The sequence below is a fragment of the Arthrobacter sp. ISL-72 genome (genome assembly GCF_018613755.1).
In the GTDB taxonomy this organism is placed as follows: domain Bacteria; phylum Actinomycetota; class Actinomycetes; order Actinomycetales; family Micrococcaceae; genus Arthrobacter.
The window spans coordinates 1-11,942 of sequence record NZ_JAGGPP010000028.1 but is presented as its reverse complement, the minus strand read 5'-3'; the positions used below and the strand labels follow the sequence as shown (position 1 = coordinate 11,942).

The following is an 11,942-nucleotide window of genomic DNA, read 5'->3' as shown; positions in this document are numbered from 1 at the left end:
CAATGGCACGTCGTCAGCTCTACTTACCCCAGATCCTCGATGTGCTGGCTGGCGGGGTGCCGCCAATCGAATCGTCGAGTGGCGCGGGAGGGGTGCTTCTCGATGATCTCCCGCGCGACGGTGTTGAACATCGCCATGATTCTGTGAGCGAGCCGCGCGCCAGGACTTTCTTCTTCTTTGCCTTCGAGCGTCTGGGGAGCATTCCACTGAGGGCAGGAGTTTTAGGATTCAACCTGTGTATATATAGTCCTGCACTGCCCCTGCAGTTCCGTGTCGAAGGGGCAGTGCAGGACAGGGTCTACGCTAGGTCCGAGGCGCGGTGAGCGGCGATTTCGCCGGGTGTAATGACGTCGCAACCGACGCATTGGCTGCTGTGATCCGTCCTAGAATCAGCACCAATACCAGAGCGATGATCACGGGCACGCATACTGAGAGAACGATGATGCTGGTATCCACGCCGAGTCCGATAAGGACGCCGCCGAAGATCGGGCCGACAACCGATCCGAGTCGGCCCATTGAAGCTGCCCAGCCGACGCCGGCGGTCACCGTTGCTTGGGGGTACAGCGTCACTGCCACCGCGGCCTGGCCGATCATGCCGGCCTGAAGTCCGAGGCCGACGCCACCGAAGACCATCAGCAGCAGCGCTTTGTCCGGGCCGAGGAATGCAGAGATGACAAGGAACACGATCGCTACTGCCGAGGTTCCAGCCAGGACGGACGTCATCCGGAATCGACGCGATGCGAGGATTAGTACGCCGGCGCCGATGATGCTTCCTATGCCCAGGGCCGCCGACCCCAGGGGTGCTAGACCGGTGCTGAAGCCGTAGCTGGTGAGCAGAGTTGGCAACCACGACGAGAACACGTAGAACACGGCGAAGATGAGGAACGAAAAAGCCCACAGGAGAAGCGTTCTGCTTCGTACGGAAGGATCGAACAGGCGCGCCACCGACGCATGGTGCTTGGCCTCGGCCGCCTCGATGGGTGTGCTCGATACGTGGCTGGCGGAGAGTCCGAACCACAGGAACGGCAGAAGTACAGCAGAAGCGATAGCTCCGGTGATGAACACCCATTCCCACCCGAATGCGCCCACGATACCGCTCCCGGCCAGCCCTGCGAGGAGAGCCCCGAGCGAGATGCCCGTCATCACGACCACCGCGATCGATTGACGCAAACGAGCGGGATTGACTGCGGTCGCATGGGAGACAGCGGCGGGCAGCACGGCACCCAGTCCCAGGCCGGTCACGAAACGTAGAATCGTCAGCTGCAGAATCGAATCCGACCACGCTGTCAGCAACGAACCCAGGGTGAACACCACGACCGCCGAAAAAATGACGTTTCTGGTGCCCATTTTGGCCACGAGGCGCCCTACCGCGAGATACCCCAGAGCCACTCCGGCGCTGGTCAGCGCAAGCGCAGGAGTGAAGTGCGACGGTGCAACACCCCAATCCTTGGCAATCGCCGGTATGGACACGCCCAGCGCGACCGTGTCGTATCCATCGAGCACTATGGCCGCACATGCGAGACAAAGTACCCACCAATTCGGTTTGGTCTCTTCCTGCTTTTTGGGTTCGCTCATCGTGTCCATCGGACATCCTTAAGGTTGTGAGGGCTTCGAATACAGTCTCGAAGCGGGGGGCATGCCACCGCCGTCGGCGGCTCGCGAGTCAAGGCCATGGACGAGGAACAGGCGCCGCAGGCTACGTCATGGCGGTTCTCCGTTCACGCACGACCACGTGCTCTCGCCGTCAGCCCGCCCATATACACGGGCTGGCGAGGTGCTCAAGTGTGGTGAAGATCATGGCACTGCGTTAGTTCTATCTCCTTAGCGCTTAAAGGTCAAGACCCCACTACCTTGACACAAAGTATCTTAGTGCTGTTATATCTTTGGCATGACCTAGTTCACATTCCGGTCGCTTCGGCGACTGCGGGGTAAGCCGCGAACAACGTCGATGGCAGCCTGAGTGACTATGAAGATTGGTGGACCCCGAGGATGACAACGCAGCGCAGCGCGGGCATCGTGGAACGGCCGGCCGGGACGGACTCCGAAGGATTTATCCCCTTCCGCGGCTTCGAACCGGGCGTGGACACGCTGGACGAAATTAATGTCGGCGGGGTCTGGGGCCGGGGGGCGGGGGCACTGATTGAGTCCGTCAATCCCGCAACTTCTGAGGTCTTCGCGACGCTCCATGGTGCCACCGTTGACGATGTTGATATCGCGGTCGCGGCCGGCCTGGCGGCCGTTGAAGAGTCCGGCTGGGCACGTAAGCTACCGCACGAACGCGCTGCTGTTTTGCACAGGATCGGTTCGGCTATTGAAGCCAATGCTGACCGGATCGCTGTTCTTCAAACCCAGGACACCGGTAAAACGCTCAAGGAAACGCGGGCGTTGGCCATGAGCGCTGCGGCCACGTTCCGTTTCACCGCATCGGCCCTTGAGACCATGGAGGATGCGCTAACCCCGCCGCGGGGTGACTACCTGAGCATCTCCACCTATGAGCACATCGGTGTGGTGGCTGCCATTACACCGTGGAACTCCCCGATCGCCAGTGACGCGCAAAAGGTTGCTCCGGCACTTGCTGCGGGCAACGCCGTCATTATCAAACCGCCGGTCTGGGCACCCTGGGTGTCGCTGCTGCTGGCAAGGATCTGTGACGAGGCTGGATTGCCTTCGGGCCTGCTTTCGGTGCTTCCGGGCCCGGGACGGACCGTCGGGGACGCGTTAGCACGGCACAGGGATGTCGGCAAGGTTTCCTTCACCGGCGGCACTTCGACCGGGCGGCAGCTGGGTCGCATCGCGGCCGATAAAATCATGCCGATCACGCTGGAACTGGGCGGAAAATCGCCAACCATCATTTTTTCGGACGCAGATCTGGATCAAGCAGTTGCCGGGGTGCTTTATGGAATCTTTTCCTCCAGCGGCCAAAGCTGCATCGCCGGTTCCCGGATATTCATCCAGCGGGCCATCTATGACACCGTGCTGGCACGCTTAGTCGAAGGAGCCAAAGCCCTGCGGGTGGGTCCAGGAACCGACCCGGGCACGCAGGTGGCACCTCTTGTTGCCCATGCCCACAGGGATTCCGTTGAAAAGATGGTTGAGGATGCCCGGGCAGCCGGAGCACAGATCCTGTGCGGCGGCGCACGGCCGGTGGAGCCGGAACTGCAGCAGGGCGCCTACTACCTGCCCACCATCATTGCCGGTGTGGCCAACTCGGACCTGATCTGCCAGGAGGAGATCTTCGGTCCCGTGGCGGTGGTTCTTCCCTTTGATGATGAAACTGACCTGTTGGCCCAGGCCAACGACAGTGTGTTTGGTCTGGCTTGCGGCATCTGGACGGCGGACTACCGGCGGGCCTGGCGCATTGCGCGGGCCGTTGCGGCGGGCACCGTCTGGATCAACACGTACAAGCAGTTCAGCATCGCTACCCCCTTTAGCGGGATCAAAGAAAGCGGGCTGGGCACCGAAAAAGGCAGGGACGGTATCCGCTCCTACATGCGCCAAAAGAGCATATACGTCGATCTTTCCGGCGCCCCCTTGCCCTGGGCCGGCGCATGAAATCAGCAGCATATTCCAATCCATCCCCCATGAAAGGCAAGTCAGTGAGTGCTCACCCCTACAGTCCGGCATACCAGGCCGGGGGTTTCGGCTTCGTGTCCGGGGCGTTGTCCGTTGACGAAAACTACATCCCCGTTAGCGGCCGAATTGAGGCCATTGAGGCCGCTGCAACCAGGCTCTCGGAACGGTTGGCGACCATCGGCATGTCTATGCAGGACATCGTCAAGACCACCTACTTCGTCACGGACCTGACCTTGCGCGAAGAAGCAAACAGCCACTATGAGCAACTCTTCAGTGCTCCCCGGCCGGCCCGGACGTTCGTTGAAGTTTCTGCGCTGCCGTACGGTGCCACGGTGGAAATTGAAGCCATTGCCCACCGGGGCCAGGAGTGAACCATGACTACCGCTATTTTTTTGAACACACGGGGACCGGAAGAATCAGCCCAGCCGGTTCCCGCCACTGAACGCGCAGTAGCCGGGGAGCCCACCGCACGGACCCTGAGAGTCCAGCAGAAAACCTGGGAAGCGGATGGGGTGACCAGCCTTACCTTCGCTGACCCGTTGGGGGCGAAGCTGCCCCAGTGGCAGCCCGGTTCCCACTTGAGCCTTCATCTGCCCAACGGGCTCATACGCGAGTACTCGCTGTGCTCGGATCCGCTGGACTCGACCAGTTGGACAGTAGCTGTTCTGCGGACGCCTGATTCACGGGGCGGCAGCCAACTGGTTCATGAGGGTTTGCCGGTGGGATCGCTCCTTAAGGTTGAAGGCCCGCGCAATAACTTCGTGCTGGAAGATGCTGGACGTTACGTACTGATCGCAGGCGGGATCGGCGTCACCCCGATCATTTCCATGGCGCGGCAACTTCAGGCGGCAGGGGCGGACTGGTCGCTGCTCTACACCGGCCGCTCCCGGGCCACTATGGCCTTTCTGCCGGAGATCGCGGCCCTGCCCCAGGACCGGATTACCATCCACGCCGACGACGAGGCCAATGGCAGCTACCCCGACCTGGCGGCCGCTGTCGGAACACTGAGCCCGGATGCGCTGGTTTACGCCTGCGGTCCGGAACCGCTGCTGAAGGCTGTCGCCGGTGCCATGCAGGACGAAGCGCAGCTTCGGATCGAGCGGTTTAAGGCACCGGAAAAGGTTGTCGTCGCGGAGCAGAGCAAATCAGCGTTTGACGTGGTGTGCAACAGCACGGGCAAACGCATCCCCGTGGCGCCTGATGTATCTGTGCTTGATGCGCTCAACAGCGCCGGTGTTGACGTTCCCAGCTCCTGTGCGGAGGGGATCTGCGGTACCTGCGAAACCCGTGTCATCAGCGGCGACGTGGAGCACCGTGATTTTCTCCTCAGCCAGGCTGAGCAGGCGGCGAACAAGAGCATGTTCGTGTGCGTCTCGCGTTGCCGTTCGGCCGAACTGATTCTTGATCTCTAACCCTCGAAAAGTAAGAAGGTAGCCCCATGAATTTCTTTGCAGCAGAGCCTGTCTGTAAGTTGCGATCTCTTCGGTCGGTGTCCCTGAAAGTGCCGGAAACGGCGCGTGCCAAGGATTTCTACCACGAGGTCTGGGGCCTTTCCACCGTCGAGGAGGACAGTGATCGCTTCTGGCTCCGCGGAACCGGCTCGGAGCACCACATTCTGAAGCTGGAAAAGGGCCAACAAAACGCCCTTGGCGGCGTGGCCTTCGCCCTCGCTACGCCCCAGGAGGTGGACCAGGCCGCCATTAAGCTCACCGCTTTGGGTATTCCCCTCTTCCGTGAACCCGGCCCACTGGAGGACGCTGCCGGCGGTTACGGCCTGCAGCTGGTTGACCCCGAGGGCAGGCTCGTAGAGCTGTCCGCGGACGTTCATGCCGTCGTCAGCCAGGAGCCTTCCGGACGCCGGGCAATCCCGCGCAAGATCGCCCACGTCGTGCTGAACACCATTAACATTGACCGGGCTACAGCCTTCTACACCCAGGTCCTGGGTATGCGGGTCTCGGACTGGTCCGAGCACCAGATGTCATTTCTTCGGTGCAATTCAGAGCACCATGTCATCGCCTTCAACCAGGCCCCGTGGACAGCGGTCAACCACGTGGCGTACGAAATGCAGAGCATCGACCACTTCATGCGCGGTATCGGTTCCCTCAAAACCCACGGTATTGCCCCGCAGTGGGGCCCGGGCCGTCACGGTCCCGGGGATAACACCTTCTCCTACTTCACCGACCCTGCAGGCCTTGTCTGTGAGTACACCTCGGAAGTGGCGCAGGTTGATGAAGACAGCTGGCTGTGCCGTACGTGGAAGCGGACCCCTGAGCTGTCGGACCAGTGGGGAACCGCCGGGCCGCCCACCATCAACGTTCGCACCGCTATGGCCGGAATCCCCGATGACGGCTACCGCTCCCTGGTCGTTCCCGGCAGCGCCGACTACTTCGCTCTTCCATCGGCAAATGCGGCAAGTCATGCAGCTGCCCACTGAGGTAGCTCCTGCCACCCGAAGCCTGGGCAGCCGTATTTTCCTCCACGGCGTATCGCTGGTAGACCGTGGCGAAGGAGCACCTGTGTTCCTGATGCACGGCATCGGGGGAAACGCCTCATCCTGCGCGGCTCTGGCACAACTGCTCAGTGATGCCGGCTACCGCACGTTCTGCTGGGATGCGCCAGGGTACGGGGAGTCCCCGGATCCGCTGGGTCCGGTCGACCATCCCGGGCTCGTCTTACAGATTCTGGCTTCCCTGGCCCTTGGACCCGCTCACCTGATCGGGACCTCGTGGGGAGGAGTTATCGCCACCCGAGCGGCAGCGCAGGCACCGGGTGCTGTCCGCTCTCTGGTGCTAGCGGACAGCACCCGAGGTTCGGCCGTTACCGGTGAGTCGGCGGACCGGATGCTCGCACGCGTCCCGGAACTGGCCGAACTGGGGCCAGAAGCCTTTGCCGACCGGCGGGCTTCCCGGCTGCTCTCGCCAGCAGCGGATGCTGCGACGGCCGCGGCGGTCAGGTCCGAAATGGCCGCGGTCCGGCTGCCCGGTTACACAGCCGCAGCGACCATGATGGCAGCTACCGACACATCGGATGTGTTGCCTTCTCTGCAGGTACCGTCACTGGTCCTGGTCGGCGAAGACGATGTAGTCACCGGCGTGGCTGAATCCAGGATCCTCGCTGCATCCATAACAGACGCTTCCTTCAAGATCATTCCCCGTGCAGGTCATGCCGCAGTGCAGGAGAAGCCGGCAGAGATGGCGTCATCGATTCTGGAGTTTTGGAAGAGGCCTTCATGACACGGTTGATAGTAGTCACCGGCTCTGGACGCGGACTGGGATTCAGTATCGCTGAACGGCTGGCAGCCGGAGGCGACCGCATTGTCATCGCTGAGAAAAACGCCGACCTCGCAGAACGTGCAGCAGGCACGCTGCGGGAACGAGGCTTCGAGGCCACGGCAATCGTCACCGATATTGCAGACAAGGACTCCGTTGCGGCTTTGGCCGATGCCGTCCGCGAACTGGGCGGGGCAGATGGCCTGGTCAACAATGCAGCTCTTGCTGACGGCGTTGGCGGGGACACCTTCTGGGACCTTGAAGAGGACTTCTTCCAGCGGGTCATGACTGTGAACGCCTTCGGTACATGGCTGGTGAGCAAGTACCTCTATCCACAGCTGGCACAAAAGCAGGCAGGCGCCATCGTGAACGTCGCTTCCGACGCCGCGCTGTATGGCTCGCCGCGCCTGGTCCACTATGTCAGTTCCAAAGGTGCCGTTCTGGCAATGACCCGAACCATGGCCCGCGATGCGGGAGCAGCCGGGGTCCGTGTAAATGCTGTCTCTCCGGGCCTGACCAGAGTCGAGGCAACCGAGTCCGTGCCGGCCTCCCGCTACCGGCTTTACGGGGAGAACAGGGTGCTGGAAAGGGACCAGGTGCCCGAGGATATCTCCGGGGTCGTCCAGTTCCTGCTCTCGGACGCGGCCGCGTTCATCACCGGGCAGAACATCGTCGTGGACGGCGGCTTTGTCATGGGGCACTAAGTCAGCCAACACCACCCGACAACATCCCCCATTCCCGAAATAACCCGAAGACGCCGGGCTCCGGCTGATGATCAAGGAGACCACCAGATGGATCTGCAATTGAAGGACCGCACCGTCGTTGTGACAGGAGCGAGTTCCGGCGTCGGCCTGGCTACCGCCCGGTACCTGCTCGCAGAAGGCGCCAAGGTAGCTGCTTGCGCCCGTGATGCCGGGCGCCTCACGGCGGCTTTCGATCAGTTTGCCTGGGCTGATAAGAACTCCATCTACCTGGCCACCTGCGACGTTACTGACCGCAAAGCCACCGACGCGTTCGTTGCCGGAACTTTGGAGAGCTTCGGGGCTGTTGACGGGCTGGTGTGCAATGCCGGCCGCTCCCTTATGGCTACGTTGGACGAGACGTCCAACGAGCAGTTCCGCGAAGAATTCGACCTCAAGATTTTCGGGGTGTTGAACATAGTCCGGTCGGCGCGGGCTGCGCTGGCCGCGTCACCGCACGGCTCGGTGGTGAACGTCAATGCGATCCTGTCCCGCCAACCTGAGCTGCGCCTGGCCGCTACTTCAGCCGCGCGTGCCGGGTTGTTGAACCTGAGCCACTCATTGTCTGAAGACCTCGCCGCGGATGGTACCCGGGTCAACTCGGTGCTGCTCGGACTGGTCGACACCGGCCAGTGGCACCGGCGATTCGAGCAGTCAGGCAGCGGGCTGGACTTCTCGGAGTGGAGCGCCGAGATCACCAAGGACCGGGGGGTAAAGCTGGGGCGCTTCGGCACAGCCGATGAAGTCGCCTTCCACATTCTTACCCTTCTATCCCCGCTAAGCGGCTACACCACAGGAGCCACGATCGACGTCGGCGGCGGTGTTGGCCGCTATGTATAAGGCACCTGCCATCGGGCTAACGCTCAACGGCATGCCCGGCCCTGATCTACGAAAGAGATAAGACATGTCCATGGAACAAGGAACGAAAATGCCCCAAAACCCTACCGGCGGTGACATCCTCGTCCGGGTAATGCGCAGGCACGGTATTGACACCGCTTTCGGGGTGATCAGCATCCACAACCTTCCCCTGATCGAGGCCGTGGACCGGGAACTGAACTTCGTCGCCGTCCGCCATGAAGCCGCGGCAGTAAACGCGGCGGATGCTTACGCGCGCGCTTCGGGCAAGTTTGGAGTTGCCCTCACCAGCACCGGAACGGGTGCCGGCAATGCTGCCGGGTCCATGGTGGAGGCACTGACCGCAGGCAGCCGCGTGCTGCATATCACCGGCCAAATTGACAGTGAATTCCTCGGAAGCAATCGCGGAGTGATCCATGAGGTCCCACGACAGCTGCAGATGCTTCACGCGGTATCGGGCTACGCGCGGACCATCTTCAACGCCAAAGATGCCGAAGCAGATCTGGAAGAAGCTATCGCGCACCTGTTGTCCGTCCCGCATACACCGGCCAGCTTGGAATGGCCCATCGACCTGCAGTACCTGGCCCTGCCCGAAGAGCAGCGCCCGGCGGACTCCCCCGGCCAGCCCGAAGCCTCCATCGACGAGGAATCCGTGTCCAAAGCCGTTGAACTGCTCTCGCGGGCCAAAAGGCCCCTCATCTGGGCAGGTGGCGGGGCTGCAGGTGCCGGTTCAGCTCTGGCTGATCTGCTGCACCGCCTCGGGGCCGGGCTGCTGACCAGCAATTCAGGCAGAGGCGTCGTACCCGAAGATGATGATCAGGTGATCGGAAACTTCGCCACCACCCCTGAAGCGGCCGCGCTCATTGCGGACGCTGACCTGCTGCTCAGTGTTGGAACACATTTCCGTTCCAACGAAACCAAGCACTACTCCATGACCTTGCCCAGGCCCCACATCCAGCTTGATATTGATCCTGCAGCCATCGGCCGGGTCTACCCGGCCGATGTCGGGCTGGAGGGTGATTCCCGGATCCTGCTCGAAGAGATCGTCGGGAAACTCTCCGCCCCCAGTGTCGAGGCGGGCTGGACCGAACGGGTGCGCGCGACCCGCCGCAGCGTCCGCGCCGCCCTTACCGAATACATCGGCGGATATGCCGAGATCTGCGAAAGCCTTCGCCGGCGGCTTGACCGCGAATCAGTGATCGCCCGGGACGTAACTATCCCCTCCAGCCAATGGGGCAACCGCCTGCTGGAAATCTACTCGCGGGAAACGAATATTTTCCCGCTCGGTGGTGGCATCGGTCAGGGACTTGCGATGGGCATCGGCGCCGCCTGCGCCCGTCCCGGGATCCCCACGGCAGTGATCGTCGGTGACGGCGGACTGGCGGTTCATCTCGGTGAACTTGCCTCACTTGGCGGTTCGGGTGCCTGGTGCGTCGTGCTGGTCTTCAACGACAGCGGCTACGGAGTCCTTCGGAACATGCAAAAGGCCAACGGCTTCGCCGAAGCCGGCGTGAACCTTTACACACCGGACTTTGAAATGTTGGCCCAATCGCTGCACCTCCCGTTCTGGCGGGTCCGCGGCTCCGGACAATTCGATCAGGCCCTGGCAGGAGCGTTGGCGGTCCGGGGCCCGGCCGTCATCGAAATCGACGTCACAGCTCTGGACCCGGCGCCGGGAGCCTTTGTGCCGCCGGTGCATATCCCCAGCCGGAACCACTAGAGGGACGAGGAAAAAAATGGCACTGACAGAACCATTGACTTTGGACAGTCCACAACCGGACACAGGGCAAATCCGGCACCGCGTCGTCTGCCTTTACAACGGCACCGGAGCCGGGGAGTGGTACGCACGGCAGGTCGCTGCCTACGATGCCCAAACTTGGGAAAACTTCGACGGAGCATTTCTGGGCGCCACCGTCACGGAAGACCAGCTTGAAGAGTGGGTCTCAGGTGCTGCGGCGGCGCTCCGGGACGGCGGGGCCACCCCGGTGCACCTGGTGGCCTCCGGCCGTGCCGTCTACGGCACGATCGTGCTCGCCGGCCGTTATCCCGAGCTGGTCAAGAGCCTGATTCTTGGCGACCCGGAGGTTGACACCTCCATTGAGGGTTACGCACATTCGCTCCAGCTCGTCCAGGCACCATCGCTGGTTATCGCCGCCGTGCCGCAGGCAGACACGGACATTGCCGAGCCGCAAAGCATCGCCGGAGGAATCGACAACGGCGTCTTCGTCATCATCGAAAACACCGCCGTCCCCGCACACCGAACACGGGCTGACTCTTTCAACGAGTGGGCCACATCATTCATGAACATCGCCGAAGGCCTGCACACCACCTTCGCCGAACCAGAGGAGGACTTCCATGCCTGAACAGTACCTAGAACCGAATCAGGCCTTGACCAGGCCTGCAACTCCGTATGAGAAGAAGCTCGCCGGGGCACTGAGCGAGGTCTTCGCCGGCGGCACCAAAGACTTGCCAGGGGTGGTTGCAGGCCTGAACGGCCTTGGTCTCAATGCTCCGGATGGCAACCCGTGGGACGAAACCCGTTTCCGCGCCGAAATGCGACGACTGGGAGAATAAGAAGTGACAACTACAACACAAACCGCACGTCCGAGCAGCGGGAAGAGCAAGACAAAAAACGTCGTCGGCGTCCGCCACGAAGTCGATGCCAAAGAACTGGCAGCGATGGGGCTGCGGGACCGCTGGTACCCCATCTACCCCTCGCGCTTCGTCGGCGTTGGGGACATGGTCAAGGTTAAGCGCCTGGGTGTGGACTGGCTGCTGTTCCGCGACGCCACCGGACGTATCCGGATGCTCGAGGACCGCTGCCCGCACCGCAGTGCCCCCCTCTCAGTCGGTCAGCACCTCGGAGACCGTGTTGCCTGCAAGTATCACGGTGTACAGGTCGATGGAGACGGCACGGTCGTCTCCGTTCCCGGCATGCCCGGATGTGCCCTGGAGGGCCGAACCGTTACCACTTCCCTGGCAGTTGCAGAAGCAGCCGACACAATCTTCGCGTTTATGCCACTGACAGCCGAATCCGAGGTAACGGAGTTCAAGCTGCCGGACCGCCTGGCCAACCCCGAAGTCTCGTGGTTCTCGAACTTCGCGGAATGGAAGGGGCCTTGGCGTTTCTACATGGACAACGTACTGGATCCGATGCACGGTGCCTTCCTCCACCGCGACTCACACTCCATGTTCGGTGGAGACACCAGCGCCCGCTTCCGAATCCGCGAAACCGACCGAGGCTTCTTCTTTGAGAAAACGGACCAGCGCGGCGTGAACTTCGACTGGGTCGAATACTGCCGCGAGGCCATGGACTACGTCGATCTGGAAATCCCCTATGCCGAGTCCGCAGGACCCGGCGGGACCTTTGGCATCGTCGGCATGGCCACTCCCATCGACGCGGACAACTCGGCGATTTTCCACTGGCGCACCCGCACCGTCTCCGACTGGGAGCGCGACGTCTGGCGGTTTATGTACAAGACGACCCTTGAGGAAAAGCACTGGG

General features: G+C 62.1%; 13 protein-coding genes. 12 read left to right on the top strand and 1 reads right to left on the bottom strand.

What is annotated here, in order from left to right; genetic code table 11:
• Nucleotides 1-323: hypothetical protein (locus J7I92_RS19955; protein ID WP_214843354.1), on the top strand; the 323-nt coding region annotated here is incomplete at its 5' end.
• On the opposite strand, the gene J7I92_RS19950 is transcribed toward J7I92_RS19955, so the two are convergent.
• Entirely contained in the window at nucleotides 304-1,584 is a 1,281-nt protein-coding gene (locus tag J7I92_RS19950; protein ID WP_214843353.1) for an MFS transporter, read from the bottom strand. The two genes, J7I92_RS19955 and J7I92_RS19950, sit on opposite strands and share 20 nt — an antisense overlap.
• Before the next feature lie 405 nt (nucleotides 1,585-1,989).
• Between J7I92_RS19950 and J7I92_RS19945 the strand changes: the two genes are divergently transcribed.
• The 11 genes from J7I92_RS19945 to J7I92_RS19895 all read left to right on the top strand — a co-directional run.
• Nucleotides 1,990-3,552, top strand: coding sequence for an aldehyde dehydrogenase (locus tag J7I92_RS19945; RefSeq protein WP_214843352.1), 1,563 nt, complete (start codon nucleotides 1,990-1,992; stop codon nucleotides 3,550-3,552).
• A 44-nt stretch (nucleotides 3,553-3,596) separates the two neighbouring features.
• Complete coding sequence (locus J7I92_RS19940; protein WP_214843351.1) at nucleotides 3,597-3,944, top strand: RidA family protein; 348 nt, start codon at nucleotides 3,597-3,599, stop codon at nucleotides 3,942-3,944.
• Between the two features lie 3 nt (nucleotides 3,945-3,947).
• Entirely contained in the window at nucleotides 3,948-4,985 is a 1,038-nt protein-coding gene (locus tag J7I92_RS19935; protein WP_214843350.1) for a PDR/VanB family oxidoreductase, read from the top strand.
• A 26-nt stretch (nucleotides 4,986-5,011) separates the two neighbouring features.
• On the top strand, nucleotides 5,012-6,007 hold the full coding sequence (locus J7I92_RS19930) for a VOC family protein (protein ID WP_214843348.1): 996 nt from the start codon (nucleotides 5,012-5,014) through the stop codon (nucleotides 6,005-6,007).
• The gene (locus J7I92_RS19925) at nucleotides 5,991-6,806 is read left to right on the top strand and encodes an alpha/beta fold hydrolase (protein WP_214843346.1); all 816 of its coding nucleotides are present in this window, start codon (nucleotides 5,991-5,993) and stop codon (nucleotides 6,804-6,806) included. The genes J7I92_RS19930 and J7I92_RS19925 overlap by 17 nt, the downstream gene beginning before the upstream one ends.
• Nucleotides 6,803-7,546 (top strand): SDR family oxidoreductase, encoded by a 744-nt coding sequence (locus J7I92_RS19920; RefSeq protein WP_214843344.1) that lies wholly within the window; start codon nucleotides 6,803-6,805, stop codon nucleotides 7,544-7,546. The genes J7I92_RS19925 and J7I92_RS19920 overlap by 4 nt, the downstream gene beginning before the upstream one ends.
• Nucleotides 7,547-7,633: 87 nt before the next feature.
• Complete coding sequence (locus tag J7I92_RS19915; RefSeq protein ID WP_214843343.1) at nucleotides 7,634-8,422, top strand: SDR family oxidoreductase; 789 nt, start codon at nucleotides 7,634-7,636, stop codon at nucleotides 8,420-8,422.
• Between the two features lie 88 nt (nucleotides 8,423-8,510).
• A complete protein-coding gene (locus tag J7I92_RS19910; RefSeq protein ID WP_251040223.1) occupies nucleotides 8,511-10,157 on the top strand; it encodes a thiamine pyrophosphate-binding protein in 1,647 nt (548 codons plus the stop codon).
• A 16-nt stretch (nucleotides 10,158-10,173) separates the two neighbouring features.
• On the top strand, nucleotides 10,174-10,800 hold the full coding sequence (locus J7I92_RS19905; RefSeq protein WP_214843341.1) for an alpha/beta hydrolase: 627 nt from the start codon (nucleotides 10,174-10,176) through the stop codon (nucleotides 10,798-10,800).
• Complete coding sequence (locus tag J7I92_RS19900) at nucleotides 10,793-11,011, top strand: recombinase-like helix-turn-helix domain-containing protein (protein WP_214843340.1); 219 nt, start codon at nucleotides 10,793-10,795, stop codon at nucleotides 11,009-11,011. The genes J7I92_RS19905 and J7I92_RS19900 overlap by 8 nt, the downstream gene beginning before the upstream one ends.
• 3 nt (nucleotides 11,012-11,014) lie before the next feature.
• On the top strand, nucleotides 11,015-11,942 hold a 928-nt coding region (locus tag J7I92_RS19895; protein WP_214843339.1), incomplete at its 3' end, for a Rieske 2Fe-2S domain-containing protein.

What these genes read in the sequence shown, in the direction of transcription:
- J7I92_RS19920 (WP_214843344.1), top strand. Translation starts at nt 6,803, where the DNA reads ATGACACGGTTGATAGTAGTCACCGGCTCTGGACGCGGACTGGGATTC.
- J7I92_RS19935 (WP_214843350.1), top strand. Translation starts at nt 3,948, where the DNA reads ATGACTACCGCTATTTTTTTGAACACACGGGGACCGGAAGAATCAGCC.
- J7I92_RS19905 (WP_214843341.1), top strand. Translation starts at nt 10,174, where the DNA reads ATGGCACTGACAGAACCATTGACTTTGGACAGTCCACAACCGGACACA.
- J7I92_RS19945 (WP_214843352.1), top strand. Translation starts at nt 1,990, where the DNA reads ATGACAACGCAGCGCAGCGCGGGCATCGTGGAACGGCCGGCCGGGACG.
- J7I92_RS19910 (WP_251040223.1), top strand. Translation starts at nt 8,511, where the DNA reads ATGCCCCAAAACCCTACCGGCGGTGACATCCTCGTCCGGGTAATGCGC.
- J7I92_RS19950 (WP_214843353.1), bottom strand. Translation starts at nt 1,584, where the DNA reads ATGGACACGATGAGCGAACCCAAAAAGCAGGAAGAGACCAAACCGAAT.
- J7I92_RS19900 (WP_214843340.1), top strand. Translation starts at nt 10,793, where the DNA reads ATGCCTGAACAGTACCTAGAACCGAATCAGGCCTTGACCAGGCCTGCA.
- J7I92_RS19915 (WP_214843343.1), top strand. Translation starts at nt 7,634, where the DNA reads ATGGATCTGCAATTGAAGGACCGCACCGTCGTTGTGACAGGAGCGAGT.
- J7I92_RS19925 (WP_214843346.1), top strand. Translation starts at nt 5,991, where the DNA reads ATGCAGCTGCCCACTGAGGTAGCTCCTGCCACCCGAAGCCTGGGCAGC.
- J7I92_RS19930 (WP_214843348.1), top strand. Translation starts at nt 5,012, where the DNA reads ATGAATTTCTTTGCAGCAGAGCCTGTCTGTAAGTTGCGATCTCTTCGG.